Source organism: Amycolatopsis sp. cmx-4-83, from assembly GCF_046548815.1.
GTDB lineage: Bacteria > Actinomycetota > Actinomycetes > Mycobacteriales > Pseudonocardiaceae > Amycolatopsis > Amycolatopsis pretoriensis_A.
This window is the reverse complement of record NZ_JAEBEF010000003.1, coordinates 107,897-133,377: the sequence shown is the minus strand read 5'-3', so window position 1 is coordinate 133,377 and position 25,481 is coordinate 107,897. Positions and strand designations below refer to the sequence as shown.

The 25,481-nt window shown below is 73.3% G+C and carries 27 protein-coding genes; 12 read left to right on the top strand and 15 right to left on the bottom strand.

Annotated features, from left to right (window positions below; genetic code table 11):
* The first annotated feature begins 9 nt into the window (after positions 1–9).
* The 3 genes from ACLJQM_RS10225 to ACLJQM_RS10215 all read left to right on the top strand — a co-directional run bounded on the left by ACLJQM_RS10225 (position 10) and on the right by ACLJQM_RS10215 (position 3,398).
* Entirely contained in the window at positions 10–1,263 is a 1,254-nt protein-coding gene (locus tag ACLJQM_RS10225; protein WP_410630909.1) for an amidase family protein, read from the top strand.
* Between the two features lie 7 nt (positions 1,264–1,270).
* A complete protein-coding gene (locus ACLJQM_RS10220; protein ID WP_410630908.1) occupies positions 1,271–2,074 on the top strand; it encodes a MerR family transcriptional regulator in 804 nt (267 codons plus the stop codon).
* A 121-nt stretch (positions 2,075–2,195) separates the two neighbouring features.
* Positions 2,196–3,398, top strand: a complete 1,203-nt coding sequence (locus ACLJQM_RS10215; protein WP_410630907.1) for an SEFIR domain-containing protein — start codon at positions 2,196–2,198, stop codon at positions 3,396–3,398.
* Here ACLJQM_RS10215 and ACLJQM_RS10210 read toward each other — a convergent pair whose 3' ends face one another.
* Positions 3,399–3,758 (bottom strand): ArsR/SmtB family transcription factor, encoded by a 360-nt coding sequence (locus tag ACLJQM_RS10210; protein ID WP_247021902.1) that lies wholly within the window; start codon positions 3,756–3,758, stop codon positions 3,399–3,401.
* 53 nt (positions 3,759–3,811) lie between these two features.
* On the opposite strand from ACLJQM_RS10210, the gene ACLJQM_RS10205 reads away from it, so the two are divergent.
* A complete protein-coding gene (locus ACLJQM_RS10205; RefSeq protein WP_360771571.1) occupies positions 3,812–4,786 on the top strand; it encodes a cation diffusion facilitator family transporter in 975 nt (324 codons plus the stop codon).
* On the opposite strand, the gene ACLJQM_RS10200 is transcribed toward ACLJQM_RS10205, so the two are convergent.
* Both ACLJQM_RS10200 and ACLJQM_RS10195 read right to left on the bottom strand, forming a co-directional pair.
* Positions 4,783–5,976, bottom strand: a complete 1,194-nt coding sequence (locus tag ACLJQM_RS10200) for an MFS transporter (protein WP_360771574.1) — start codon at positions 5,974–5,976, stop codon at positions 4,783–4,785. The genes ACLJQM_RS10205 and ACLJQM_RS10200 overlap by 4 nt on opposite strands.
* Positions 5,973–6,755, bottom strand: a complete 783-nt coding sequence (locus ACLJQM_RS10195; RefSeq protein ID WP_360771577.1) for a DeoR/GlpR family DNA-binding transcription regulator — start codon at positions 6,753–6,755, stop codon at positions 5,973–5,975. Before ACLJQM_RS10195 ends, ACLJQM_RS10200 begins: the two co-directional genes overlap by 4 nt.
* Before the next feature lie 123 nt (positions 6,756–6,878).
* Here ACLJQM_RS10195 and ACLJQM_RS10190 point away from each other — a divergent pair, with 123 nt between their 5' ends.
* Positions 6,879–7,466 carry a TetR/AcrR family transcriptional regulator gene (locus ACLJQM_RS10190; RefSeq protein ID WP_247021898.1) on the top strand — a complete coding sequence of 196 codons (588 nt, stop codon included), beginning with the start codon at positions 6,879–6,881 and terminating at the stop codon, positions 7,464–7,466.
* On the opposite strand, the gene ACLJQM_RS10185 is transcribed toward ACLJQM_RS10190, so the two are convergent.
* Positions 7,463–8,566: a Gfo/Idh/MocA family protein gene (locus ACLJQM_RS10185; RefSeq protein WP_247021897.1), complete on the bottom strand. Its 1,104-nt coding sequence runs from the start codon at positions 8,564–8,566 to the stop codon at positions 7,463–7,465. The genes ACLJQM_RS10190 and ACLJQM_RS10185 overlap by 4 nt on opposite strands.
* The gene (locus ACLJQM_RS10180; RefSeq protein ID WP_410630906.1) at positions 8,563–9,297 is read right to left on the bottom strand and encodes a sugar phosphate isomerase/epimerase family protein; all 735 of its coding nucleotides are present in this window, start codon (positions 9,295–9,297) and stop codon (positions 8,563–8,565) included. The genes ACLJQM_RS10185 and ACLJQM_RS10180 overlap by 4 nt, the downstream gene beginning before the upstream one ends.
* Positions 9,298–9,498: 201 nt before the next feature.
* Between ACLJQM_RS10180 and ACLJQM_RS10175 the strand changes: the two genes are divergently transcribed.
* Both ACLJQM_RS10175 and ACLJQM_RS10170 read left to right on the top strand, forming a co-directional pair.
* Positions 9,499–9,693: a hypothetical protein gene (locus ACLJQM_RS10175; RefSeq protein WP_360771586.1), complete on the top strand. Its 195-nt coding sequence runs from the start codon at positions 9,499–9,501 to the stop codon at positions 9,691–9,693.
* Between the two features lie 77 nt (positions 9,694–9,770).
* Positions 9,771–10,616 (top strand): SAM-dependent methyltransferase, encoded by an 846-nt coding sequence (locus ACLJQM_RS10170; RefSeq protein WP_410630905.1) that lies wholly within the window; start codon positions 9,771–9,773, stop codon positions 10,614–10,616.
* A 189-nt stretch (positions 10,617–10,805) separates the two neighbouring features.
* Here ACLJQM_RS10170 and ACLJQM_RS10165 read toward each other — a convergent pair whose 3' ends face one another.
* The 3 genes from ACLJQM_RS10165 to ACLJQM_RS10155 are packed head-to-tail and all read right to left on the bottom strand — an operon-like array spanning position 10,806 to position 13,016.
* Positions 10,806–11,765, bottom strand: coding sequence for a transporter (locus ACLJQM_RS10165; protein WP_410630904.1), 960 nt, complete (start codon positions 11,763–11,765; stop codon positions 10,806–10,808).
* Positions 11,753–12,613 carry an ABC transporter ATP-binding protein gene (locus ACLJQM_RS10160; RefSeq protein ID WP_410630903.1) on the bottom strand — a complete coding sequence of 287 codons (861 nt, stop codon included), beginning with the start codon at positions 12,611–12,613 and terminating at the stop codon, positions 11,753–11,755. Before ACLJQM_RS10160 ends, ACLJQM_RS10165 begins: the two co-directional genes overlap by 13 nt.
* A 13-nt stretch (positions 12,614–12,626) precedes the next feature.
* Entirely contained in the window at positions 12,627–13,016 is a 390-nt protein-coding gene (locus tag ACLJQM_RS10155; RefSeq protein WP_360771597.1) for a GntR family transcriptional regulator, read from the bottom strand.
* 116 nt (positions 13,017–13,132) lie between these two features.
* Between ACLJQM_RS10155 and ACLJQM_RS10150 the strand changes: the two genes are divergently transcribed.
* The 3 genes from ACLJQM_RS10150 (at position 13,133) to ACLJQM_RS10140 (ending at position 16,603) form a co-directional block, all read left to right on the top strand.
* Positions 13,133–13,906, top strand: a complete 774-nt coding sequence (locus ACLJQM_RS10150) for a cyclase family protein (RefSeq protein WP_360771600.1) — start codon at positions 13,133–13,135, stop codon at positions 13,904–13,906.
* Positions 13,903–15,522 carry a thiamine pyrophosphate-binding protein gene (locus ACLJQM_RS10145; RefSeq protein ID WP_410630902.1) on the top strand — a complete coding sequence of 540 codons (1,620 nt, stop codon included), beginning with the start codon at positions 13,903–13,905 and terminating at the stop codon, positions 15,520–15,522. The genes ACLJQM_RS10150 and ACLJQM_RS10145 overlap by 4 nt, the downstream gene beginning before the upstream one ends.
* 91 nt (positions 15,523–15,613) lie before the next feature.
* A complete protein-coding gene (locus ACLJQM_RS10140; protein WP_410630901.1) occupies positions 15,614–16,603 on the top strand; it encodes a hypothetical protein in 990 nt (329 codons plus the stop codon).
* Here ACLJQM_RS10140 and ACLJQM_RS10135 read toward each other — a convergent pair.
* Positions 16,600–17,334 (bottom strand): GNAT family N-acetyltransferase, encoded by a 735-nt coding sequence (locus ACLJQM_RS10135; RefSeq protein ID WP_410630900.1) that lies wholly within the window; start codon positions 17,332–17,334, stop codon positions 16,600–16,602. The genes ACLJQM_RS10140 and ACLJQM_RS10135 overlap by 4 nt on opposite strands.
* Positions 17,335–17,341: 7 nt before the next feature.
* Positions 17,342–17,788 (bottom strand): Lrp/AsnC family transcriptional regulator, encoded by a 447-nt coding sequence (locus ACLJQM_RS10130; protein ID WP_247021884.1) that lies wholly within the window; start codon positions 17,786–17,788, stop codon positions 17,342–17,344.
* A 149-nt stretch (positions 17,789–17,937) separates the two neighbouring features.
* Here ACLJQM_RS10130 and ACLJQM_RS10125 point away from each other — a divergent pair, with 149 nt between their 5' ends.
* Complete coding sequence (locus tag ACLJQM_RS10125) at positions 17,938–21,330, top strand: indolepyruvate ferredoxin oxidoreductase family protein (RefSeq protein ID WP_410630899.1); 3,393 nt, start codon at positions 17,938–17,940, stop codon at positions 21,328–21,330.
* Here the strand turns inward: ACLJQM_RS10125 and ACLJQM_RS10120 are convergent.
* From ACLJQM_RS10120 to ACLJQM_RS10105, 4 genes are all read right to left on the bottom strand, one after another.
* Positions 21,311–21,931 carry a response regulator gene (locus ACLJQM_RS10120; protein ID WP_247025074.1) on the bottom strand — a complete coding sequence of 207 codons (621 nt, stop codon included), beginning with the start codon at positions 21,929–21,931 and terminating at the stop codon, positions 21,311–21,313. The genes ACLJQM_RS10125 and ACLJQM_RS10120 overlap by 20 nt on opposite strands.
* Positions 21,932–21,996: 65 nt before the next feature.
* Positions 21,997–22,962, bottom strand: a complete 966-nt coding sequence (locus tag ACLJQM_RS10115) for a GlxA family transcriptional regulator (RefSeq protein ID WP_410630898.1) — start codon at positions 22,960–22,962, stop codon at positions 21,997–21,999.
* 1 nt (position 22,963) lies between these two features.
* Complete coding sequence (locus tag ACLJQM_RS10110; protein ID WP_247021881.1) at positions 22,964–23,470, bottom strand: ATP-binding protein; 507 nt, start codon at positions 23,468–23,470, stop codon at positions 22,964–22,966.
* Positions 23,471–23,656: 186 nt separating this feature from the next.
* Complete coding sequence (locus ACLJQM_RS10105; RefSeq protein ID WP_247021880.1) at positions 23,657–24,298, bottom strand: FMN-dependent NADH-azoreductase; 642 nt, start codon at positions 24,296–24,298, stop codon at positions 23,657–23,659.
* Between the two features lie 82 nt (positions 24,299–24,380).
* Between ACLJQM_RS10105 and ACLJQM_RS10100 the strand changes: the two genes are divergently transcribed.
* Positions 24,381–24,854 carry a MarR family winged helix-turn-helix transcriptional regulator gene (locus ACLJQM_RS10100; RefSeq protein WP_360771614.1) on the top strand — a complete coding sequence of 158 codons (474 nt, stop codon included), beginning with the start codon at positions 24,381–24,383 and terminating at the stop codon, positions 24,852–24,854.
* A gap of 4 nt (positions 24,855–24,858) precedes the next feature.
* Here the strand turns inward: ACLJQM_RS10100 and ACLJQM_RS10095 are convergent, their stop codons facing one another.
* Positions 24,859–25,461 carry a SecDF P1 head subdomain-containing protein gene (locus ACLJQM_RS10095; protein ID WP_410630897.1) on the bottom strand — a complete coding sequence of 201 codons (603 nt, stop codon included), beginning with the start codon at positions 25,459–25,461 and terminating at the stop codon, positions 24,859–24,861.
* Between the last annotated feature and the right edge of the window lie 20 nt (positions 25,462–25,481).

Below are 25,481 nucleotides of genomic sequence, written 5' to 3'. Positions count from 1 at the left end.
CCCGGACCCATGACGTTCTTCCGCAGCGCCACCGAGGTGGCCGACGGCATCCGCCGCGGCGCGCTTTCTTCCCGCGAGCTCACCGGGCAGCTGCTCGCCCGCATCGACGCCACCGACCTCAACGCCGTCGTCGTCACCGATCGCGAGCCCGCGCTCGAGGCGGCGACGGCGGCCGATCGGAGTACCGCCACCGGGCCCCTGCACGGTGTGCCGATCACCGTCAAGGAGGCCTTCGACGTGGCCGGGCTGCCGACGACGTGGGGCGAGCCCGCGTTCGCCGGTCACCGCGCGGACCGGGACGCGGTGGTCGTCGAACGGCTGCGGGCCGCGGGCGCGATCGTCGTGGGCAAGACCAACGCGCACCACATGCTCGCCGACTTCGGGCAGACCGCGAACCCGGTCTACGGGCGGACGCTCAACCCCTGGGACCGCACCCGCACGCCCGGCGGCTCGAGCGGTGGCGCGGCGGCGGCACTGGCCGCCGGGTTGTCCTTTTTGGACTACGGCTCGGACCTGGCGGGCTCGATCCGGATCCCGGCGGCCTACTGCGGCGTCTACGGACTCAAGCCGACCGCGGGAACCGTTCCGCTGCAAGGGTTCCAGCCACCGGGAGCGACGGTCGCGCTGAGCCGCGAGTTCCCGTCCGCGGTCGGACCGCTCGCCAGGTCGGCCGCCGATCTGCGGCTCGCGCTCGGCTTGACGGCGGCCCGGCCGCTCAAGCCGTCGCGCCGGGACCGGCTCGCGGGCTTCCGCGCCGGCGTGGTCCTCGACGACCCGGCCTGCCCGGTCACCGGCGAGGTGGGCGAGGCCCTTTCGGACGCCGTCGATGCGCTCGCCCGCGCCGGCGTGGACGTCCGCGAAGGCTGGCCGGACGGCGTGGATCCGGCCGGCCAGGGCGAGGCGTTCGGGTTCCAGGTCGAGTTGTTCTTCGCGCACGGCGACCTCCCCGGCGCCGACGAGCAGGAGCGGCGGCGGCTGGCCTACACGGCGGCGTGGGAGCGGTACTTCCGGGACGTCGACGTCTTCCTCTGCCCGGCGGTCTTCACGACGGCGTTCCGCGACCTCGGCGACCGCTACGCCGACCAGGGGTTCTGGATCGCGCAGGCGTCGCTGCCCGGGCTGCCGGCGGTGAGCGCACCGGCGGGCGGCACGCTGCCGGTGGGACTGCAGGTGATCGGGCCCGCGCACGAGGACGGCACCGCGATCACGTTCGCGGAACTCGCCGCGGCCGTCGTCGGCGGGTTCGCCGCGCCTGGGGAATGATCGGGCGGTGTTCTCGATCGGCGACTTCGCCCGCCACGGCCGGGTTTCGGTGCGGATGCTGCGCCACTACGACGCGCTCGGGCTGCTGCGCCCGGCCCGCGTCGACCCCGCGACCGGGTACCGCAGCTACACCGCGGGCCAGCTGGCGCGGCTCAACCGGATCGTCGCGCTGAAGGACCTCGGCTTCACGCTGGAGCAGGTGGCGACGCTGCTCGCCGACGAGGTCACGGCCGAGCAGGTGCGCGGCATGCTCGCGCTGCGGCGCGCGGAGCTGGAAACCGCGCTGGCCGAGGGCGCGGCGCGGCTCGCGCAGGTCGAGGCCCGGCTGCGGACCATCGAAGACGAAGGCCACGCGCCCGACGTCGTGGTCAAGCAGCTGCCGGCGCTGCGGGTCGTCGAGCTGACCGGCGTCGCGGCGGGGTTCGCGCCGGAGTCGATCGGCCCGGTCGTCCGCCCGCTGTGCGCGGAACTGGGCCGCCGGCTGTCCACTGCGGACGTGACACCGGCCGGGCGGCTGACGTGTTACTACGAGCAGCGCGCGGAGGACGAGGTCGTGGTGCACGCGGCCCTCCCGGCGTCGATCGGCCCGGGCGACCTGAACGGCCTCGCGGTGGCGGACCTGCCGGCCACCCGCGCGGCGACCCTGGTCCACCGCGGCGCGATCGACGGGGTGCTGCCGAGCTGGCAGGCGGTGGTGCGGTGGATCGCCGACCACGGGTCGGCTTCGGCGGGGGCGCAGCGGGAGTTGTACCTGGACTGCCCGGCGGACCCGGCGGGCTGGGTGACGGAGCTGCAGGAGCCGATCAGCTAGCCCGAGCAGTGGATACATTTGTCACTGAATGTGTGCACACCCCTTCGCACTGAAAAACAACGTCGTTGCTAGTCTTCCGCCCAATGACGCCGCTGTCGCGGCCCGGGCGAAGAGGTCGCCGATGACGTCGCGTGAGCACCCCAAGGCCTTTGTTTCCTACATCCACGACAGCCCTCAGCACTGCGACGCAGTCCGGGAGTTCTCGACCTTCCTCAGGTCCGAACAGGGTATCGATGTCATCCTCGACCAATGGGCCAGCGACCAGAGACAAGACTGGCAAGCTTGGGCAACGAAGAACATCCTCGAGTCCGACTTCGTGATCGTCGTGGCGTCGGAAGGCTATCAGCGGGTGGGCGACGGGTACGGCCCGAATGATCGCAACCTCGGTGGCCAAGCCGAAGCGGCCACGCTGCGCAATCTGCTCCAAGGCGACCGACAGGACTGGACGCGCAAGTTGCTCCCGGTGATCCTCCCGGGCCACAGCGTCCACGAGATCCCCCAGTTCCTCTCAGCCCACACGAATGATCACTACCCGGTCACCTCGTTCACGCCGGAAGGAGCCGACAGCCTGCTCCGGCACATCACGCGGCAACCCCGTCACCCCCTTCCTCCGCTCGGTCCGCTTCCGGTCCTTCCGCCGCTGTCCGGTGCCGGCGCAGCGGTCGCGACCCCAGCGCCGGAACGAAATCGAACAGCCTTGCTCGAGGAATTTCCGGTCGTGTGGCGCGCGGACCTGCTGCGGCGCGGCCGTCAGTCCCAGAGTCCACTCGTCGAGGTTCATTTGGTCCCCGCAGAGCGAGTCGCACGTTTCGGTGTTCTTCAACTCGAGCGGGTCAGCGAAGGTTTGGTGGCGCTGGGTCGTTCTCGGCGGCTTTTCACTCAGACCCAGTCGGTCTCCGCCATCTCCTCGGACGAGTCCGCGCGGGCGGTCTCCGAGGATTGGCGATCCGGGGAAAGCGGACTCGCAGTACTACGGGGCGGCCAGCGCACCTGCTGGTTCGGCCTCCCGGCAGCGAACATAGGCTGGATCCTCGACCGGGAGCACCTGGCGGCGCAGATCGCTGATCGACTGCACACGCTGCTCGAGATCGACCTCCCCCTTCCGGGTAGGTTTGCTCCGGCGATCGCCCTGGAGCCGGTCAGCCTGACACGTATTGCGAAAATCGCCGAGATTTCGGCAACCAGTGCACCACTACCGATGAACGTCCCGGAACACATCCGGGTCGAAGCCGAAGAGGCGTTCCCCACCTCCGACCTTCGCCACTCGATCCGAGGCGTTGCCGAGGAGCTGGTCGCCAGGCTCGCGGCCGCGTTCCGGCGCTGATCAGCTAGCCGGGTGGTGGGCGTGGTCGCCCGCGGGGATCTGCCGGTCCACGTGCTCCGCGTGGTGCAGGGCCTGGGCCAGCAGGCCGCGGACGTGGTCGTCCGCCGCCGAGTAGTAGACGAACGTTCCCTCTCGGCGGCCCTTGACCAGGCCCGCCAGCCGCAGTTTCGCCAGGTGCTGGCTCACCGCGGTCGGGGCCGCGCCGGCCAGTTCGGCCAGGCAGGCCACCGAGGACTCGCCCTGCAGCAACGCCCACAGCACCTTGATGCGAGTCGGGTCGGCCAGCAGCCGGAACGACTCCGCGGCCAGGTGGACCTGCTCTTCGGTGGGCATGTCGAACTCCGGCAGCGACGTGTGCATGGCGAAACCCTACTACTTGCGTATCTGCGTGTATGCGCAGATAGACTTCCGCCATGACCGGACACGGACACGGCCACTCGCGGTGGCGCCCGCACAGCCACGACAGCAGCGATCGCGTCGACCACGCCCTCGAGACCAGCCGGCGTGGGGTGCGGACGCTCGTGTGGTCCTTCGCCGCGCTGTTCGTCACCGCCGTCGTGCAGCTCGGGCTCGTGCTGGTCACCGGGTCGGTGGCGCTGCTGGGCGACACCGTCCACAATTTCGCCGACGCGCTCACCGCCGTGCCGCTCGGCGTCGCGTTCTTGCTCGGCCGCCGGGCCGCCACCCGGCGCTACACCTACGGGCTCGGGCGCGCCGAGGACCTGGCCGGAGTGGTCGTCGTGCTGGTCGTCGCCGCTTCGGCGGCCATCGCCGGGTACGAATCCGTGGTGCGGCTGCTCCACCCGGCGCCGGTCGGACACCCGTGGGTGGTCGCCGCGGCCGGGGTGGTCGGGTTCGCCGGCAACGAGCTGGTCGCGCGCTACCGGATCGAGGTCGGCCGCGAGATCGGCTCGGCCGCGCTGGTCGCCGACGGGCTGCACGCGCGTGCGGACGGCTTCACGTCGCTCGCGGTCGTCGCGGGGGCGGCGGGTGTCGCGCTCGGGTTCCCGATCGCGGACCCGGTCGTCGGGCTCGGCATCACCGTCGCGATCTTGTTCGTCCTGCGCGACGCGGCCAAGGAGGTGTTCCGGCGGTTGCTGGACGCCGTCGACCCCGCCTCGGTCGAGCTGGCCGAACGCACCGCGCGGGCCGTCGAGGGGGTGCTCGGCACCCGGGACCTGCGGATGCGGTGGATCGGGCACCAGCTGCGGGCCGAGCTGGCCGTCACCGTCGCGGCGGAGCTGACGGTCGAAGCCGCGCACGCGCTGGCGCACGAGGTGGAACACCGGCTGGTGCACACGATCCCGCGGCTGACCGCGGTCACCGTCCACACCGAACCGAGCGCGGGCGCGGACCGGGCGCACGAGGCGGTGACCCACCACCCCTAGCCGACGGGTTGCTCCGCCGGTTCCGGCTTCGGGCTCAGCACCCCCGCGGACAACGCCGCCAGCACGCAGAGGATCACCGGCAGCGCGAACGTCACGTTCAGCGGCAGCCAGTGGGTCAGGCCGCCGATCACCGCCGGGCCGGCCAGCAGGCCGACGTAGCCGAGGCCGACCACGCGGGCCATCAGGGCGCCCGACGCGCGGGTGTCCAGGTTGCCCGCCGCCGTGAACAGCTGCGGGACGCCGCCCGAGAGGCCGAGGCCGAACAGTGCCCAGCCGACCAGGGACACCGGGACCCACGGGGCCGCCGCGGCGATCGTCAGGCCGACCGCGGCGAGCGCTGCGCCGTAGCGGACGATCGCCGCCGGGCCCGCCCAGGCCGCGACGCGGTCGGTGAGGAAGCGGCCGGTCGTCATGGCCACCGCGAAGGCGCCGTACGCGAACGCCGCGGTCGACGCCGACGTGCCGAGCACCTTTTCCATGTGCAGCGCGGCCCAGTCGTTCGCCACGCCCTCGGACAGCATGAGCGCGAGCGCCAGCAGGCCGAGCAGCCACACCACGCGACCCGGGGTGCGGCGGCGGGCCGGCGCCGCTTCCGGCTCCTCCGAAACGGCCGAAGGCGCGTCGGACGGCTCCATCAGGAACCGCGCGGACACCAGGGAAAGCAGCACGCACAGCAGGCCGGTGCCGGTGAGCGTGACGCCGGTGGGCACGCCCGCGCCGAGCGTCGCGGCACCGATGACCGCGGCGATCGCGCCGCCGATCGACCACATCGCGTGGAACGCCGCCATGATCGGGCGCGGGTAGGCCCGCTCGACGACGACCGCGTGCGCGTTCATGCCGACGTCGATGGCGCCGTTGCCGAAGCCGAACAGCACGAGGCCGAGACCCAGCGCCCACCAGGAATCCGCGAAGCCGGGCGCGCACAGCGCGAGGCCGAGGAACACCCCCGCGGCGGGCACGAGCCGCCGGTGGCCGAGGCGGTCGACGAGCGGGCCGGCCACCTGCATGCCCGCGAACGCGGCGCCGCCGAGCACGAGCAGCAACGCGCCCAGCGTGGTGTGCGAGATGCCGGTCGCGCGCTCGACGTTCGGGATGTGCACCACCCACATGCCCATCCCGAACCCGTTGAGGCCGAAGAACATGAAGGTCGCGAACCGGGCGGCGCGCGGGCGGGGCGGGGCGGTCGTCATCGGCTCTCCGTGGTGGTGGGGACGGCGACGTGCACCAGCACGCCGCGTTCGGTCAGCGCCGCGCGCTGGGCTTCGGGAGCGCCCGGGTCGGTGATCACGACGTCCGGGCGCTCGGCGGGGCAGACGTGGGCGAGCGCGGCCCGGCCCCACTTGGCGCCGTCGGCGAGCACGATCGTCCGCGCCGACACCGCCAGCGCCTGCCGCTTGACCTCCGCGTCGGCGAGGTCGAACGCGGTCAGCCCGTCCTCGACGCCGAACGCACAGGGGCTCAGCACCGCGACGTCGAACCGCAGCGCCCGCAGCGAAGCCAGCGTCAGCGGGCCGACCAGCGCCTGCTCCCCCGGCCGCGGCTCGCCACCGGGCAGCAGCAGGCGGACGCCGGGCGCGTCGGCCAGCTCGCGGACCGCGTGCAGGGACAGCGGCATCACCGTCACCGGCCGCTCGCGCAGCAGGCGTGCCAGTTCCAGCGCAGTCGTGCCGCTGTCGAGGACGATCGTCTCGCCGTCGCGGATCAGCTCCGCCGCCGCGGCCGCGATGGCCCGCTTCGCCGCGACCGCCGCCGTGGCCCGGGCCGCGAACGGGGGCTCGACGCCGGACGGGGACGCCGGGACCGCGCCGCCGTGCACCCGGCGCAGCACGCCGCGCGAGGCCAGGTTGTCGAGGTCGCGGCGCACGGTCATCTCCGACGCGCCGGTCGCCGAGGCCAGCTCGGCGACACCCACCAGGTCGGCGTCGCGCAGCCGCTCCACGATCACCCGCTGCCGTTCCGCGCTCTTCACCCCGCGATGCTTGCAAGTCCCGCTCGTTCGCACAACCGATTTGTTCGGACGCTCACGCTGTTTGTGCGAACCGCCGCTGCGGCATGATGGTGCCGTGCACGCCGCCGAGACCACCGCGACCCCGTGACCGGGGGCTACCTGAAGGGCCGGATCCGCCGCGAGGACATCATCACGGCGGCGGCCGTGGCGTACGGCGAGCTCGGTTACCACGGTTCGTCGCTGCGCGAGATCGCCAAGCGCGTCGGCATTTCGCACGCCGGCCTCCTCTACCACTTCCCCACCAAGGAAGCGCTGCTCGCCGCCGTGCTCGAACGCCGCGACGCCGACGACTCCGAGCGCGAGCAGCTGGGGGTGCCGGCCGGGCTGGAGGTCCTGCGCCACTTCGTCGCCCTCGCCGAGCACAACGTCCGCCACCCCGGGATCGTCGACCTGTACTCGCGGCTGGCCGCCGAAGCGGTCGCGCCGGACCACCCCGCGCACGACTACTTCCGGCGCCACTACCGGGCCGCCCGCGCGGGCGTGCACGAGTCGTTCGAGGTGCTGGCGGCCCGCGGCCAGCTGCGGGCCGGCGTCGAACCCGCAGTGGCGGCGCTGACGTTCATCGCGCTGATGGACGGTCTCCAGGTGCAGTGGCTGACCGTGCCCGGCGACGTGGACCTGGTCGGCTCGCTGCGCTTCTACCTGCAGAACCTGCTCACCGTCCCGGTCTAGAGGGTCTTCGCGTACGGGTCCCAGCCCGGCGGCAGCGCCGGCGGGACCTCGACGGTGCTCGCGACTTCGACGGTCTGCCCGCGCGTCAAGGACTCCTCGATCGCCAGCATCGCGTCGAGCACGTGGTAGGCCAGGTCGCCGGACGCGCGTTCGGGCACCCCGGCCCGGATCGCCCGCGCCAGCTCCAGCGCGCCCGTCCCGCGGGACGCCGCGTGCCCGGCCGGCGCCAGTTCCTCGGGTTCGGCGTGGCCGGTCAGGTGCAGCACGGTCGAGCCGTCGAACCGGTTGGGGTCCGGGAGCACGGCGGTGCCGAGCGTGCCGGTCAGCTCGACGAACCCGGTGCGCTTGAGGCCCGAGTCGAAGCTCAGCACGAGCTGCGCGGAGCCGCCCGCGGCGAACTCGACGAGCGCGGTCACCGTGGTCGGCACGGTCACCGGGAACTCCGTCCCGGCGCGCGGCCCGGACCCGATGACGCGGGTGTCGCGCGCCCGCCCGCCGGCGCCGGTGACCCGCCGGATCGGCCCGAGCAGCTGCACCAGCGTCGTCAGGTAGTACGGGCCCATGTCCAGCAGCGGCCCGCCGCCGGCCTGGAAGAGGAACTCCGGCGCCGGGTGCCAGCTCTCCGGCCCGGGCACCTGGAACAGCGCCAGCGCGGTCAGCGGCCGCCCGATCCGGCCCGCGTCGAGGGCCTGGCGCGCGGTCTGCAGCCCGGCGCCGAGGACGGTGTCGGGCGCGCTGGCGACGCGCAGGTTCTTCTCCCGTGCCCGATCGAGGAGCTTGCGGCCGGTCTGCCGGTCCAGGGCGAGCGGCTTCTCCGCCCAGACGTGCTTGCCCGCTTCCAGCGCGGCCAGCCCGACGTCGACGTGTGCGACCGGGACGGTCAGGTTGACCACGAGCTCGACGTCCGGGTCGTCGAGCAGCTCGGCCACCGTGCCCGACCGCGGGACGCCGTACTCGGCCGCGCGGGCCGCCGCCCGCTCCGTGTCGAGGTCGGCGATCCGGAGCACGCGGACGTCCGGGAAGCTCGTGAGGTTCTCGAGGTAGGTGCCGCTGATGACGCCGGCGCCGACGAACCCGACGCCGACCGGGCCGCCGGTCACCGGCCGGCGCCGGTCAGGAAGGCGTGGCTGGCGGCGATGGCTTCGAACAGGTCGCCGTCGAAGGCGTCGAACTCGATCACGCGCAGCGCGTCCGGCGCGGCGGCCAGGACGCCGGCGATCGGCACCCGGCCCTGCCCGGCGGGGAGCTGGCCGGTGGCGTCGGTGGCCAGGCCGCCGTCCTTGACGTGGATCGCGCGGACCCGGTCGCCGAGGCGCCGCAGCAGGGCGGGGGCGTCCTCGCCGCCGGCGGTGGCCCAGTAGGTGTCGACCTCCAGCGCCACGGCCGGGTCGAGCTGCTCGGCGAAGACCTCGAACGCGCTGCGGCCGCCGATCCGGGACTCCAGCTCCCACCAGTGGTTGTGGTAGCCGACGCGCACGCCGTGCTCGGCCGCGAGCTTGGCGGCGGCGTTGAGCGCCTCCGCCGTCGCCGCGATGTCCGCCGGGTCCTGCCACTGCTCGGGCTTGACCAGCGGGTCGATCACCAGGCCGATGCCCAGCTCGGCGGCCGCGGCGAAGACGGCCGCCTGGTCGGCGCCGAGCAGGCGGGCGTGCGCGGTCGGCGCGCTCAGGCCGTTCGCGGGCAGCCCGGCCCGCAGGGCCTCGGCGTTCTCGACGACGCCGTAGGGCTCCACCTGCGTGAAGCCGATCGCGGCGAGCCGCCGCAGGGTTTCGGCGGGGTCGGCCGCGAAGGCGTCGCGGACCGAGTACAGCTGCACGGAAAGGTCGCTCATCCCCAGCTCCTGAAGTCACGGTGGGCTCTGCCCAGATTTCTACCACCTGGTCAGAATTGACACCAGGGAATCGGCGCCCGGTCCACTCCGACGGCGGCACGAGGTGCCCGGCGTCACGACGGCCCGTGTTTTGGCGAGGCCCCATCGGGGCAGTAACGCCGATGAGCGGACGGAACACGAACCGACGCGGGAGGTGCCGGAGTGGACAGGGCAGGGGACGAAGTGGACCCGGGGGCCATCGGCCACCCCTGGTCCCGCCGCGACCTGACAGAACTGTCCGAGGCCGCGCGCGACCTGGACCGCCGGATCGAGCAGCACCTCGCCCGGCTGCGCCGCGAACGCGCCGCCCGGGCCCGCGACGACATCCCGGACCAGCGGCTGCGCCCCAGCGGCTGACCTCGCCTTCACCGCCCGGACGCGACCTACTACGCTGGGTTGCGCACCGCCACCCGCCGAAGTCCTGCGAGGTCGCCATGTCCGAGACGCTGTCCCCGAGCCAGAAGCCGGTGGGAGTCCACCCCGACCGGCCGAGCATCGCGCGGATCTACGACGGATTCCTCGGCGGCAACAACTACTACGAGGTCGACCGCGTCGTGATGGAGAAGATCCGCGCGGCGGTCCCCGAAGCGGTCGACATCGCCCGTGGCAACCGCGGCTTCCACAACCGGGCGCTGCGCATGCTGGCCGCGCAGACCGGCATCCGGCAGTTCCTCGACTGCGGCTCCGGCCTGCCGACGGCGGAGAACACGCACCAGATCGTGCAGCGCATCGACAAGGACCACACGGTCGTCTACGTCGACAACGACCCGGTGGTCCTCGCGCACGGCCGCGCGCTGCTCGTCGAGAACGACTTCACGCACATGGTCGAAGCGGACATCTTCCAGCCCGAAGCGGTGCTGGGGAACGAGGATGTGCGCCAGCACATCGACTTCACCGAGCCGGTCGCGCTGCTGCACGTCGGCACGATGCACCACTTCGAGGGCGACGGCGTGGTCGACGTCATGCGCGCGTACATCGACGCGCTCGCCCCGGGCTCGTACGTGGTCCTTTCGCACTTCTTCGACCCCGAGGTACCGGAGCTGACCGAGATCGCCAAGCGCATCGAGCAGATCCTGGTCCAGGGCCCGCTCGGCGCCGGCCGGTTCCGCACCCGCGCCGAGATCGAAGGCATGCTGCCGGGGCTCGAGTTCGTCCAGCCCAACGCCACTTCGGCGCCGGGCCTGGCCGTGTGCGACGAGTGGTGGCCGGACGGGCCCCGCCTCACCCCGCTGTCCGGCTCGGCGAAGTGTGTGGCTGGGATCGTCGGCGTCAAGCGCTAGCGCAGCCGCCAGAGGTGGTCGGCGGTCCCGGTGTCGCCGAACTGCACCACCCGCGCGCTGTCCACTGTGGACATCGGCAGTGCCCGCGGAGGTCGTCGAGCTGTAGCCGCAGACCTTCCGGGCGCGGAGCGCGGCGTTCTACCGGTCAGATACAACGTGGTGAATCCGCCGTTCGCCGGTGCCGGTGCGTCAGGCGATGGTGCGGATCCGGCGGATCGCGAAGAAGACCAGCGCCGCCGTCAGCACCGCGAAGATCGCGGTCTCGATGCCCTGGAACGTCCAGAACCGGTCCCCCGGCTGGTATTCCAGCCAGTTGGTCACGTCGCCCGCGGCGCACTGCCCGGGCGGGCACGGGCCGATCCGGGCTTCCGGCAGCACCAGGCGGCCCGTGACGTCGTGGACGTCCTGGGCCAGGATCCAGTCGCCCGACGCCGGGTTCGGGGTCTGCGTGCCCGTCGGCGGGAACGTCAGCAGTTCGGCCGGCAGGTAGCGCGGGCGGGCGAGGACCTCCACCGCGACGCGGACCACGGCGTACCCGGCCAGTGCGAGCGCCATCGACGGGACCACGCGCGGCCGGTACGTGCCCGCGAAGATCCCCAGCGCGAGCGCGAACAGCGTGTACGCGACCGGCACGATCCCCTGGACGTCGAACGCGAGGAACGCGAGGCGGCCGGTGCTCGCGGCGACCAGTGGCTCGAACCACCACGACACGCCCAGCGCGTAGCCGGTCGCCAGCACGGCCGTGATGGCGCCGGTCACGCCGAACGTCGTGAGCGCCCAGCGCAGCCGGCTCACGCTCTGTGTCCACACCAGACGGTGGGTGCCCTGCTCGATCTCGCGGGCCACCAGCGGTGCGCCGAAGAACACGCCGACCAGGGCCGGCAGGACCACGAACAGGACGGCGACGAACTGCAGGTTCCCGAACTCCCGCTGGAATTCGTGGCCGAGGCTCTCGCACCGCGCCACGGCCTCGGTCTGCGTGATCATCGACGTCGTCCCGAGCGCGGCCCGGCACGAGCCGAGGCCGAAGGCGTCGAACTTCGCGCGCATCGCCAGCCCGGTCGGCACCATGACCGCGGCGAGCAGGCCGGACGCGACGAGCGCGAACAGCGCGGGCTTGCGGTGGCGGCGCCAGGTCAGCCAGAGCACGCGGGCACCTCCGCGGCGAGGTGGCCGAGCACCAGGTCTTCCAGGCCGACCTCGTGTTCCGTCCACAGTGGATCGATCGGGCCGGCGCGGCGCACCAGCAGCGTCGCCTGGCGTTCGGAGTGGTGCGCGCGGATGACCTGGGCGACGCCCGCGATCTCGTCACTGCCCGCCCGCGGGCCGACGACCGTGCGGTGCGCGTCGAGCAGCTCGTCGACCGGCCCGGCCAGCCGGACGCGGGCGTCCTGGAGCACGACCAGGTGGTCGCAGGTGCGTTCGAGGTCGATCAGCAGGTGCGACGACAGCAGCACGGTGGTCCCGTCCTCGGCCACCGCGCCCATCAGCGTCCGCAGGAACTCGCGGCGGGCCAGCGGGTCCAGGCTCGCGATGGGCTCGTCGAGCAGGAGCAGCCGCGGCCGCTTGGCCAGTGCGAGCGCGAGGGCGACCTGCGCGCGTTGCCCGCCCGAGAGCTTGCCGGCCGGGCGGTCGAGCGGGACGCCGAGCGCGGCGAGCCGCTCGCGGGCCGGCGCGGCGTCCCAGCGGCGGGGGTTCAGCTTGCCGCCCATGGTGATCAGCTCGGCCGCGGTGAAGTCCCGGTAGAGCGGCGTGTCCTGGGCGACGAAGCCGATCTCGGGGAGCGCGGCGGCGGGCGGGTGGCCGAACACGCGCACGTCGCCCGAGTCCGGCCGCAGCAGCCCGGCGGCCAGGTGCAGGAGGGTGGTCTTGCCGGCGCCGTTCGGGCCGGCCAGCGCGACGATCCGCCCGGCGGGGACGGCGAGCGCGCAGTCACGCAACGCCCAGGTGCGCCCGTACCGCTTGCCCAGCCCGCGGGTTTCCACCGCCAGCTCCACGTTCGGCCCCCACTCACCCGCGCGGTGCCGCTGTCCCGCGCATCGTCGTCTCGATCAGCGCCGCGATGTCGTCCGGCGTCATCCCCGCCGCTTCGGCGCGCTCCAGCCACCCGACGAGCTCGTCCCGCAGCTGCGCCTGTGCGCCCAGCGACGGGCCGGCCAGATCGCCGGTGACGAACGTGCCGACCCCCGGCCTGCCCTCGGCCAGGCCCTCGAGGACCAGCTCGCGGTAGGCCTTGAGCACGGTGTTCGGGTTGATCGCCAGGTCCTGCGCGACGTCCCGGACCTTCGGCAGCTGGTCGCCGGGGCGCAGCAGGCCGACCCGCAGCGCCTGCTTCACCTGCACGACGAGCTGCATGTACGTGGCGACCCGGGAACGGCCGTCCAGGACGAACTCGATCACCCGGCCTCCTACTGTCCTAGGTCAGTAAGACAACACCGGGAAGCACGGCGCTGTCAAGCGGGCGCCCGCGGGCATAGGGTCTCGACCGAGACGCACACCGGCACCGGGAGGCAGGCATGTCGTTGTTGGACGGACTGGGCGAGGCGATCACGTCGGGGGCGATCGAGATCGTCGACCTCACCGCGCCCCTGAGCTCGAGCACGCCGATCCTGCAGCTGCCGGAGCCGTTCGCCAACACCATCCCGTTCCGGCTGGAGGAGATCAGCCGCTACGACGAGCGCGGCCCGCGCTGGTACTGGAACGACATCCACACCGGCGAGCACACCGGCACCCACCTCGACGCACCCGTCCACTGGGTGTCCGGAAAGGACGGTCACGACGTCTCGCAGGTGCCGCTGAAGACGCTCGTCGCGCCCGCCGTCGTCCTCGACTTCTCCGCGCGGGCGGCGCAGGACCCGGACTTCCTGCTGTCGGTCGACGACGTCCGCGCGTGGACGGCCGAGCACGGGCCGCTGCCCGACGGCGGCTGGCTGCTCTACCGCACCGGCTGGGACGCGCGCAGCGAGGACCAGGCCGGCTTCCTCAACGCCGACGAAACCGGGTCGCACTCCCCCGGCGTCTCGCCCGAGTGCGCGCGGTGGCTCGCCGGGGAAACGCCGATCACCGGGCTCGGCGTCGAGACCGTCGGGACCGACGCGGGGCAGGCGCCCGCCCTCGAGCCGATGTTCCCGTGCCACGAACTCCTGCTGGGCGCGGGCAAGCACGGCCTGACGCAGCTGCGGAACCTGGCCTCGCTGCCGCCGACCGGGACGATGCTGGTGGTCTCGCCGCTGCCGATCGTCGGCGGCTCCGGCAGCCCGGCCCGCGTGCTCGCGCTGGTGGAGCGGTGAACGTCGCCGAGCTCGTCGGCCGCACCCTCGCGAACCTCGGCGCCGGCACGGCGTTCGGCGTGGTGGGCAGCGGCAACTTCGAGGTGACGAACGCGCTGCGCGCGGGCGGGGTCCGGTTCGTCGCCGCCCGCCACGAGGGCGGCGCGGCCAGCATGGCCGACGCCTACGCCCGGATGAGCGGGAAGGTGTCGGTGCTGTCGCTGCACCAGGGCTGCGGGCTGACCAACGCCGTCACCGGGATCACCGAAGCCGCCAAGAGCCGGACGCCGATGCTCGTGCTGACCGCCGACTCCGCGGGGGCGTCGGTGCTGTCGAACTTCCGCGTCGACCAGGACGGCCTGGCCGCGGCGGTCGGCGCGGTGCCGGAGCGCGTGCACTCGGCCGCGAGCGCGGTCGCCGACACCGTGCGGGCCTTCCGGACCGCGCGGCAGCAGCGGCGGACGGTCGTGCTGAACCTCCCGCTCGACGTCCAGGCCGAACCCGCGCCCGCGTCCCCCGCGCTGCCGGCCGTCCCGGGGCCCGCGGCGGTCCGGCCGGACACCGCCTCGGTGACCGGGTTCGCGGACCTCCTCGCGGCGGCCGAGCGGCCGGTGTTCATCGCCGGCCGCGGTGCCCGCGGCAGCCGGGAACCCTTGCGGGAACTGGCTTCGCGGTGCGGCGCGCTGCTGGCGACGTCCGCCGTGGCGCACGGGCTCTTCCACGGCGACCCGTTCGCGATGGGCATTTCCGGTGGGTTCGCGTCGCCGACGACCGCCGAGCTGATCCTCGGCGCCGACCTCGTCGTCGGCTGGGGCTGCGCGCTGAACACGTGGACGACCCGGCACGGCAAGCTGCTCAGCCCGCACGCGAAGCTCGTGCAGGTCGACGTCGAGCAGGCGGCCCTCGGCGCGCACCGGCCGGTCGACCTCGGCGTCGTCGGCGACGTCGCGGGCACCGCGGCCGAGGTGCTGGCCGTGGCGGAGGAGCGCCAGGGGTACCGCACCGACGACGTCGCCGCGCGGATCGCGGCCGGGCGCTGGAACGACGTCGAGCACGAGGACCTGTCCCGCGGCGGGCGCATCGACCCGCGGACGCTGAGCAAGCTCCTCGACGACCTGCTGCCGGCCGAGCGGATCGTGTCGATCGACTCGGGCAACTTCATGGGCTACCCGAGCGCGTACCTCTCCGTGCCCGACGAGCAGGGTTTCTGCTTCACGCAGGCGTTCCAGAGCATCGGGCTGGGCCTGGGCACGGCGATCGGCGCGGCACTCGCCCGCCCGGACCGCCTGCCCGTGCTGGGCACCGGCGACGGCGGGTTCCACATGGCACTGTCCGAACTGGACACCGCGGTGCGGCTGGAGCTGCCGCTGGTGGTCGTCGTCTACAACGATGCCGCGTACGGCGCGGAAATCCACCACTTCGGCGACGCCGACATGACGACGGTCCGCTTCCCCGACTCCGACCTCGCCGCCATCGGCCGCGGTTTCGGCTGCGCGGGCGTGACGGTCCGGTCGGCCGAGGACCTGTTCGCGGTGCGCGACTGGCTGGCCGGCCCGCGGACCTCGCCGCTGGTGATCGACGCGAAGATCGCCGACGACGGCGGTTCGTGGTGGCTCGCGGAGGCGTTCCGGCACTGACCCGGTCTTGACAACCGTCGGGGCCGGGCTAAATGCTGGCCGAGTTGTCCTACAGTCGTAGGACAGTGGGGGAACTAGTCATGGAGCTTCGATGCGACTCTTCCTGGCCGTACTGGCGGCCGTCACCCTGTTCGCCGCGCCGGCGGACGCAGGGCAGTCCCACCCGCCCGCCGACGCCGCGGGCGCCTTCCTGGCCGCGTTCGACGACCACTCGATCGTCGCGAAGTCCAGCCCGGACGTCGGGACGTTCCTGGCCGACCTCGTGCGCGACCCGCGCTTCCCCGGCCGCGTGAACGACATCGCCGTGGAGTGCGGGAATTCGCGGCTGCAGCCGCTGCTGGACGACTACACCGCCGGCGGCGACGTCCCCGACGTGAGCCGGGTCTGGCGTGACACGACCCAGCCGAGCTGCGGGTTCTCGACGTTCTACGAGCAGTTGTTCGCCTTGGTCCGGCAGGTCAACACGACGCTGCCCACCGCGAAGAAGATCCGGGTGCTGGCGTGCGACCCGCCGATCGACTGGAGCCGCGTCCGGGCCCCGGCGGACCTGGAGCCGTTCCTGGACCGCGACACGACGATCGCCTCGGTGGTGGAGACGCAGGTGCTGCAGAAGCACCGGAAGGTCCTGATGCTGTTCGGCCTGGGGCACTTGACGCACGACGGCGGCAGCGGCGCGGTCGCCCGCCTGGAGCGCGCGCACCCGGGTGCGGCGTACGTCGTCGCCGACCACCGCGGGTTCACCGTGGACAACGCGCGGCTCGAGCGGCGGCTGGGATCGTGGCCCGCTTTGGTGCCGCTGAAGGACTCCTGGCTGGGCGGGCTCGACACGACGACGTTCCCGGTGAACCGCGACTACCCGCCGGGCACCCGGGGTTTCCCGGGCGTGGACGCGTACCTGTACGAAGGTCCCGCGGACACGCTGCTGCGCGAACCGTTGTCGGCCCGCGCGATCCTGGACACGAACTACCTCGACGAACTCCGGCGCCGGGCGGCCGCGATCCAGGCACCGCCGGACGGGCTGGAGTGGCCGGAGTTCTTCTTCGAGCGGGAGCGCACGTCCGGCGTCCTGCTGCGCGGCTAGCTTCGCGCGGCTGGCCGGTGCGAGACCCAGACGTTCGGCTCGACGTAGACCGCGAAGTCCTCGGCCGCCGAGACGAACACCGGGGCGAGTGCGCCCGGGACCGTCACCACGCCGTCGCGGTCGAACGGCAGGCCGGTCCAGCGGCGCCAGTCCGCCAGCGGGGCCTGGACCGTCGCCGAACAGGGGGCGATCGCCTCGATGCGGCCGCCCGCGCGGACGTGGGTGCGCAGCCAGCGGTCGGCGGGCAACCCGTCCGCGCGGGTCTCGGCGGCGTACTCGCGCATCGGCTTCGACGGCACCGCCGCCTTGTCCGGCGGCCGGACCGGGATCACCAGCGATTCCAGCCCGGCCGCCGCCGCGGCTTCGCGCATCGCGGCCAGCACCGTGCCCGAGTGGCCGCGGCCCTGGTGGTCCGGGTGCACCGCGATCTCCAGCGCGCACGCGGTGTCGGGCACGACGTCGTCGAGCGCGTCCTCCGCGGCCCACACCGCCACTTCGTCCCAGCCGCGGGCGGGCAGCGACCCGCGGCCGCGGAACGGCACCATGATCCCGCGCGCGATCGGCCGCTCACCGTCGAGCAAGGCCACGACCAGGTGCGGCCAGCGGCGGGCCACCCGGCGGCCGCGGACCAGCAGGCTCGCCAGGCTGCCCGCCATGAACGCCGGCGAACCGGGCGGGTACGGGATGGCGTAGACGGCCTCGGCCAGGTCCGGCCGCCGGGCCAGCGTCACCAGCACCTCAGGTGCCCCGGGACCACGACTCCAGCGCGATCAACGTCTTCGTCCCGGTCACCTGGTGGTGCCGCCGGATCTCGTCGATCGTCTTCTGCAGGTGCGCCATGTCGCGCACCCGCAGCCACACCAGCGCGTCCGGGTCGCCCGCGATCGTGAACACCGCCTGGGCCTCCGGCATGCGGGTCGTCGTGCGCAGGATCTCCGCGACCTTCGTGTTGCCGACGAAGCGCAGCTCCGTGAACGCCTCGATGCCCCAGCCCAGCTTCGCGTGGTCGACCTGGACCGTGAAGCCCGTGATCACGCCGGTCTCGCGCAGCCGGTCGATGCGGCGCTTGACCGCGGCCGTCGAGAGCGTGACGCGGCCGGCGATGTCGGACAGCGTGCGGCGGGCGTCCTCGCGCAGCAGGCCGAGGATCTCGTGGTCGGTCGCGTCGAGCAGCTCTTCGGGCATGCGCAGGAGCCTAACTCCGCGCAAAATTCCGAGCCAGCCGGAGCGCAGGGCCTCCGAAGTTTGCGTATAGAGTCCCGGAACGCCAACACCTGTTGCGTCGCTGTGGCCGGCGTCGCACTGTGCCCGGAAGCACATCGAGAGGAGCCGCCGTGGCGACGTTCACGCTCGAGGACCGCTATCTGCGGGAAGCGGGAATCGTGCACCTGACCGGGGTGCAGGCCCTGGTCCGGCTGCTGTTCGACCGCGTCCGCCACGACCGCGCCCGGGGTGGCGACCCCGCCGTCTTCGTCTCGGGCTACGAGGGCTCGCCGCTGGCCGGGTACGACCTCGAACTCGGCCGCCGCTCGACGCTGCTGGAGAAGCACGACGTCGTGCACCGGCCCGGCCTCAACGAGGAGCTGGCCGCGACCTCGGTGATGGGCAGCCAGCTCGTCGCGGGCGCCGGCGGGCAGCGCGGCGTCACCGGGTTCTGGTACGGCAAGGCCCCCGGCCTCGACCGCGCCTCCGACGCGCTGCGCCACGCCAACCTCGCCGGGACCGACCCGCGCGGCGGTGCGGTCGCGCTCGTCGGCGACGACCCGAACGCGAAGTCCTCGACCGTCCCCTGCGCGTCCGAGCTCGCCCTCGCCGACCTGGCGATCCCGATCCTCTACCCGGTCGACTCGCAGGACGTCCTCGACCTCGGCATGCACGCGGTCGAGCTGTCCCGCGCGGCCGGCGTGTGGACGTCGCTGAAGGTCGTCGCGAACGTCGCCGACGCGTCCGGCACCGCCACCGTGAGTCCACAGTGGACCGCGCCGGAAATCGAGCGGGCGTACCGGCACACCCCGACCTCGCGGCTGCTCGGCACCAGCCTCGCCGAGCTGGAACGCAGCCTGTTCACCGTCCGGTTGCCGCTGGTCACCGAGTACCTGCGCGCGAGCGGGATCAACCGCATCACCGCGCGCGGGCCCGCCGACCGGATCGGCATCGTCTCCGCCGGCAAGTCCTACCTGGACCTCCAGCAGGCGCTGCGTGCGCTCGGCCTCGACGCGGGCGCACTGGCGAAGTACGGCATCCGCGTGCTCAAGCTCGGCGCGATCCACCCGCTGGAGCCCTCGATCGTCCGCGAATTCGCCGACGGGCTCGAGGAGATCGTCGTCCTCGAGGAGAAGCGCTCGTTCATCGAGACGGCCCTCAAGGAAGTCCTCTACGGCGTTCCCGGCGCCCCCGCGGTCACCGGCAAGAAGGACCGCGACGGCCGCACGCTGTTCACCGAGCTCGGCGAGCTGGACCCGGACGGCATCGCGGCCGGGCTGGCCCGGCGGCTGCCCGAGGGCATCCCGCCGGTCGACGCCTACCGCGGCCGCCGTCGCCGCGAGCGCATCTCGGTGCCGCTGCTCGCGCGCACGCCGTACTTCTGCTCGGGCTGCCCGCACAACTCGTCGACGAAGGTCCCGGAGGGCACGCTCGTCGGCGGCGGCATCGGCTGCCACACGATGGCCCTGTTCATGGAGCCCGACCAGGTCGGCACCGTCCTCGGCGTGACGCAGATGGGCGGCGAGGGCACGCAGTGGATCGGCATGGCGCCGTTCGTCGAGGCCGACCACTTCGTGCAGAACATCGGCGACGGCACCTTCACCCACTCCGGCAGCCTCGCGGTGCGCGCGGCGGTCGCGGCCGGCGTCAACATCACCTACAAGCTGCTCTACAACTCCGCCGTGGCGATGACCGGCGGCCAGGACGCGGTCGGCGGGCTGCCGGTCGAGAAGGTCGCCGAACTGCTCCTCGTCGAGGGCGCGAAGCGGGTCGTGATCACCAGCGACGCGCCCGCGAAGCTGCGGCGCCGCAAGCTCCCCGCCGACGTCGAGGTGCTCGACCGCACCGAACTCCTGACCGCGCAAGAGGAACTCGCCGCCGTCAAGGGCGTCACGGTGCTGATCCACGAGCAGGAGTGCGCGGCCGAGAAGCGCCGGAAGCGCCGCCGCGGCAAGCAGCCGATCCCGACGACCCGCGTGGTGATCAACGAGCGCGTCTGCGAAGGCTGCGGTGACTGCGGGACGAAGTCGAACTGCCTGTCCGTGCAGCCGGTGGCGACCGAGTTCGGCCGCAAGACCACGATCCACCAGTCGTCGTGCAACGTCGACTACTCCTGCCTCGCCGGCGACTGCCCGTCGTTCGTCACCGTGGTGCCGACCGGGAAGAAGCAGCGGCGCAAGCTGACCGAGCTGGCCGCGGACGCGATCCCCGCGCCCGCGATGGCCGGCACGGACTTCACCGTGCGGATCACCGGCATCGGCGGCACCGGCGTGGTCACCGTGACGCAGATCCTCGCGACGGCGGCGGTGCTCGACGGGCGCCACGTCCGCACGCTCGACCAGACCGGCCTGGCGCAGAAGGGCGGCGCCGTCGTCTCCGACCTCAAGGTGACGGCGGAACCGGTCGAGCAGGCCCCGAAGCTCGCCGCCGGCGAGTGCGACCTCTACCTGGCGTGCGACGCGCTCGTCGGCGCGGACGCGACGAACCTGGCCGTGGCCGACGCCGCGCGGACCACCGCGGTCGTTTCGACGACGGAGGTCCCGACCGGCCGGATGGTCGTCGACACGACCGTGTCCTTCCCGGCGCCCGGCAGCGTCCTCGCCCCGCTGGAGGCCGCGGCCGCGCGCACGGTTTCCCTCGACGCCCGCGGCCTCGCCGAGGAGCTCTTCGACGACGACCAGTTCGCCAACGTCCTCCAGCTCGGCGCCGCGTACCAGACCGGCGCGATCCCGCTGCCGGCCGCGGTGATCGAGCGCGCGATCGAGCTGAACGGCACCGCGGTGGCCGCGAACCTGCAGGCGTTCCGCCGCGGCCGTCAGCTCGTGGCCGAACCCGAAGCCCTCACGACGGCTCCGAAGCCGGAGCGCAAGGTCACGCAGCCGTCCGTGCGCAAGCTGGTGCACGCCGAGCCCGGCTCCGAATTGGCGCGGCTGCTCGACGTCCGGATCCCGGACCTGGTCGCCTACCAGGACAAGCGCTACGCCCGCGCGTACGCCGAGTTCGTCGAGCGGGTGCGGGTCCTGGAGGACGGGCCGACGGAGATCACCGAGGCCGTCGCGAAGCACCTCTACAAGCTCATGGCGTACAAGGACGAGTACGAGGTCGCGCGGCTGTCGCTGGACCCGGCGTTCACCGGTGGCCTGGCGGAGCAGTTCGGGGACGGCACGAAGTACGCCTACCGGCTGCACCCGCCGGTGCTGCGCGCGCTCGGCATGAAGCGCAAGATCAGCCTCGGCCCGTGGTTCCGCCCGGCGTTCCGGCTGCTGCACGCGCTGCGCAAGCTGCGCGGCACCCGGCTCGACCCGTTCGGCCGCGCCGAGGTGCGGCGGGTCGAGCGCGAGCTGGTCGAGGACTACCGCGGCACGATCCTGCGGGCGTTCGACGCCGGTGCCGCCGACCGGGCGCGGGTGCTCGCGCTGGCCGAGCTGCCCGACCTGGTGCGCGGCTACGAAGACGTCAAGCTGGCCAACGTGGCCCGGTACCGGGAGAAGCAGGCGGAGCTGCTCACGCTCGTAAATAGCTGAGCATGCCGTGGTCGGGGACGCGCAGCTTTGCGCTGACGTCCCCGGCGTGCTGCCGGGCGGCCGCGGTGCCGATGCCGAGCAGGCGGCCGATCGTCGGCACCGAATGGCCTTCGGCCAGCAGCGCGACGACCTCGCACTCGCGGTCGGTCAGCGCGGCCACCGGGTCGCCGGGCCGCCGCCGGGCCAGCTGGACCGCCACGACGTCGCGGTCCAGCACCGTGCCCCCGGCCGCCACCCGGCGGAGGGCGTCGAGGAACTCGTCGGGCTTGCCGACGCGCTCCTTGAGCAGGTAGCCGGCGCCGCCCCCGCCCGCGGCCAGGAGGTCGCCCGCGTAACCGTCTTCGACGAACGCCGACAGCGCGAGGATCGCCAGCCCCGGCACCCGGCGCCGCGCTTCGAGGGCGGCGCGGAGCCCTTCGTCGGTGAACGTCGGCGGCAGGCGGACGTCGACGACGGCCAGGTCCGGCGCCGCCGCGACGACCGACGCCACCAGGTCGCCCGGGTGGTCGACGGCCTCGACGACGTCGAAACCCTCGCTGCGCAGGAGCAGCACGAGCCCCTCCCGCAGCAGGGCGTCGTCCTCCGCGATCACGATCCGCACGGCGGCTTCCTCCTCCGGTCCACGCACTTCCCCTGCCTGGTGCACGGATCCGCGGCCGGAAGCGTTCAGGCGATGCCGGTGGTCCGGAAGCGGGCGCGGTAGTCGCTCGGCGGCACCCCGAGGTTGCGCACGAAAGCGCGTCGCAACGTCTCCGCGGTGCCGAAGCCGGCGCGGCGCGCCACGACGTCCAGCGGGTCGGTCGTGCGCTCCAGCTGCTGCTGGGCGGCCTCCAGCCGGACCTGCTCGACGAACCGCGCCGGGGTGCGGCCGAGCTCTTCGCGGAACAGGCGGGTCAGGTGCCGGGTGCTGACGCCGGCGCGGGCCGCCAGGTCGCCGAGGGTGTGCGGGCCCGCGGGATCGGCCGCGACGGCGTCCAGGACACCGCGGAGCAGCTCCGTGCGCGGGCGGCCGGTTTCCAGGCGCACGCTGAACTGCGACTGACCGCCCGGGCGCTGCAGGAAGACGACCAGGTGCTTGGCGACCAGCCGGGCCACCTCCGCGCCGAGGTCTTCCTCGACCAGCGCCAGCGCGAGGTCGATGCCGGAGGTGACGCCGGCCGAGGTGATGACCGGGCCGTCCTTGACGAAGATCGCGTCGCCGTCGACGTGGACGTGGGGGAAGCGGCGGGCGAGCTGGTCGGTGAGGTCCCAGTGCGTGGTGGCGCGCCTGCCGTCGAGGACACCGGCCGCGGCCAGCGCGAACGCGCCCGCGCAGACCGACGCTGTCCGGGCCGCGCCGTCGGCGAGCCGGCGGATCTGGGCGATCAGATCGGCGTCGGCGATCGTGCGGGCCCACTCGGGACCGCCGGGCACCAGCACGGTCGCGTCGCGGGGATCCGCCGCCGCGAGGTCGAGGTCGGCACCCAGCCGCGTCCCGGTGCCGGTGCGGACGTCGGTGCCGCCGGGCGACGCCGTCCGCAGTCCGTAGCGGCCGCCGTGCTCGTTGGCCTCGGCGAAGACCTCCAGCGGGCCCGAGACGTCGAGCAGGCGGACGCCGTCGTAGAGGACGACGAGGACGGGCCGGGTGCGCACGTCAGCCGTCGGCGGACCAGCCGCTCAGCCGGGTCAGCAGGCGCTCGAGCACCTGCGGGTCGGCGGCGACCGGGTCGCCGGAAACCGGCTCGTCGACCAGGGTCCGGCGGTCCTGGCGGCGCGGCAGGCGCACCTGGCGCGCGCTCATCCCGCCGGGCAGCGCCAGCTCGCACCAGGTCGTGCGCGCGCCGCCCACGCCGTGTTCGACGCCCACGCGCTCGCCGGGTCCGGCCTTCGGTTCCGGCAGGCCGGGGACGTCGTCGTCGACCTCGACCACCAGCACCTCGGCGGTCAGCCGCAGCCGCAGCGTCACGAAGGACGGCGCCTTGGGGTTGCCGGCCTCGATCACGGCTTCGACCAGCCGTCTGGCGGCCGCGGTGGTCTGCTCCAGCATGGGCCGCAGGGACCAGTCCGTGAGAATCAGGCGGACGAACAGCTCGGTGACCGGCAGCGCACTGGGCTGCGCGACGAGCCTGATGTCGTCCATCTGGGAGGTGTGCGCGCTCAAACCTGACCTTCCTCACCCAGGTGCGGCCTCCGCGGGGTGCCGCAACTGCCAACCCGCCCGCGGCGGCACGGTACCGCCCGCGCCCGGCGCCGCCGCCGTCGGGTCCAGAGGTGAGGCCCATGCGCCCCAATGTGGCGTTCGGTGCGTCTGACGCACCGAACGCCACATTGGGGTGGTCGGGGGCGGTCAGACGTGGGCGGGGACCCAGAGCTCGTCGATGGTCCGCTCCGCCGTCGCCAGGCTCGCGTCGGCCAGCGGGATGAGCTCCGCCATCGCCGGGTTGACGTGGGCCAGCGTCAGCTCCGCCGTGATGAAGCGCGGCTCCAGCCCGGTCAGCGAGACGCCGTGCGGGAGCCACTGCTCGGCGTGGTCCCAGCCCTCGCGGGGCGTGCCTTCGCCGTACCCGCCGCCCCGGGAGGCCAGCACGATGAACTCGCGGCCGCCCAGCAAGCCCGTCCGGGTTTCGTGGTCGACCGAGAGGCCGGGGGCGATCAGGTGGTCGACCCAGGTCTTGACGCTGCTCGGTGCGCCGAAGTTGTACAGCGGCAGGCCCAGCAGGACCGTGTCGGCCGCCTTGATCTCGGCGACCAGCTCGGCGGTGCGCGCCCACGCGGCCGCCTGCTCCGGCGTGTGCTGGTCCGGCGGCACCATGCCGGCCAGGCCGCTCGCCGAGTCGATGTGGGGCAGCGGGTGCGCGCCCAGGTCGCGGTAGGTGACCGTGCCGTCCGGGTGCGCGGCGCGCCACGCCGCCGCGGCCCGCGCGCTGAGCCGGCGGCTCACCGAGCGCTCGCCCTGGATGCTCGAGTCGATGTGGAGGAGGTGCGCCATGTCGTTAGCCGTCCATAGATCGTTGGTGTAAGACAAACCATTAATAGCACACCGACCGTTTAGCCGCCCATATACTGGGCGCATGACGTCGCTGCCGGTCGTGAACCAGCCGCCCCACCGCTGTGGGGCGCTGCTCGGCCAGCTGACGCGGCGGCTGCAGACCCGCAGCGATTCGGTCCTCAAGCCCCTCGGCCTGCGCCCGCGCCACCTGATCGCCCTGACCGTCCTGCGCGACCTGGGCGGCAGCTCGCAGCAGGACCTGGCGAAGATCCTGGAAATGGACAGCACGAACGTCGTCGGGCTGCTCAACGACCTCGAAGCCGAGAACCTGATCGAGCGCCGCCGCTCCCCCGTCGACCGGCGCCGGCACGTCGTCGAGCTCACCGACGTCGGCGTGAAACTGCTGGTCCGGGCCGAATTCGCGCTCGCCGCGGTCGAGGACGAGGTGTTCAGCGCGCTGAGCGACGACCAGCGCGAGCAGCTCTACGAACTGCTGCACCAGGCGACGAACAAGTCCGAGACGCAGGCCTGCACCGAGGCCGTGTCGGACTGCTGAGGGCTCAGCCCCCGGCGATGTCCTTCGCCAGCTGCCGGGCCTCCGGCAGGCTGAACTTGCCGCTGATCTGCGTTTCCCCGCCGGTGATGGCCGACTGGACGGCCGGCGCGGTCAGCACGCGGCTCTTGAGCACCATCGCGACCTGCTTGCCGACGTTCTGCCCGGTCCACTCGGCCCAGGTCTGCGCGCCCTTGGCCGTGAAGCTGAGGGTGATGACCGGGCTCCCGGTCCGCGGATCGGCGACGGCGTCCACCCGGCTCACGTCCGCGCCGCTGAGGAAGCCCGGGCCGAGGACGTACTTCGTGCCCTGCGCGCGGTCGCAGCTGACCAGCGGCAACGCGGGGTCGTCCCGGCCGTCCAGGGGATCCGGCTCGTCCTGCGCGCAGTCGAAGCCCAGCAAGGCGGCCTGCTGCGCGGCCGGATCGGTGCTCTGCCGTCCGGCCGCCGGGCCCGCCACCGGACCGGCTGGCGCCTCGGTCAGCACCGGCCGGAACCGCAGCACCGTCCCGTCCTTGACGACGAACCCCTTGGGCACGGCGTGCCCGGCGATCCCGGGCGAGCACCCGGTGGCGAGCACGGCCACGGCCGCGAGCAGGAGGATCCGCACGCGCCCATTCTGGCGTGCCC

Coding starts and splice junctions, on each gene's coding strand:
- ACLJQM_RS10215 (WP_410630907.1), top strand. CDS start 2,196: ATGACGTCGCGTGAGCACCCCAAGGCCTTTGTTTCCTACATCCACGAC.
- ACLJQM_RS10205 (WP_360771571.1), top strand. CDS start 3,812: ATGACCGGACACGGACACGGCCACTCGCGGTGGCGCCCGCACAGCCAC.
- ACLJQM_RS10150 (WP_360771600.1), top strand. CDS start 13,133: ATGTCGTTGTTGGACGGACTGGGCGAGGCGATCACGTCGGGGGCGATC.
- ACLJQM_RS10210 (WP_247021902.1), bottom strand. CDS start 3,758: ATGCACACGTCGCTGCCGGAGTTCGACATGCCCACCGAAGAGCAGGTC.
- ACLJQM_RS10130 (WP_247021884.1), bottom strand. CDS start 17,788: ATGCCCGAAGAGCTGCTCGACGCGACCGACCACGAGATCCTCGGCCTG.
- ACLJQM_RS10200 (WP_360771574.1), bottom strand. CDS start 5,976: ATGACGACCGCCCCGCCCCGCCCGCGCGCCGCCCGGTTCGCGACCTTC.
- ACLJQM_RS10170 (WP_410630905.1), top strand. CDS start 9,771: ATGTCCGAGACGCTGTCCCCGAGCCAGAAGCCGGTGGGAGTCCACCCC.
- ACLJQM_RS10225 (WP_410630909.1), top strand. CDS start 10: ATGACGTTCTTCCGCAGCGCCACCGAGGTGGCCGACGGCATCCGCCGC.
- ACLJQM_RS10105 (WP_247021880.1), bottom strand. CDS start 24,298: ATGGCGCACCTCCTCCACATCGACTCGAGCATCCAGGGCGAGCGCTCG.
- ACLJQM_RS10180 (WP_410630906.1), bottom strand. CDS start 9,297: ATGAGCGACCTTTCCGTGCAGCTGTACTCGGTCCGCGACGCCTTCGCG.
- ACLJQM_RS10100 (WP_360771614.1), top strand. CDS start 24,381: ATGACGTCGCTGCCGGTCGTGAACCAGCCGCCCCACCGCTGTGGGGCG.
- ACLJQM_RS10140 (WP_410630901.1), top strand. CDS start 15,614: ATGCGACTCTTCCTGGCCGTACTGGCGGCCGTCACCCTGTTCGCCGCG.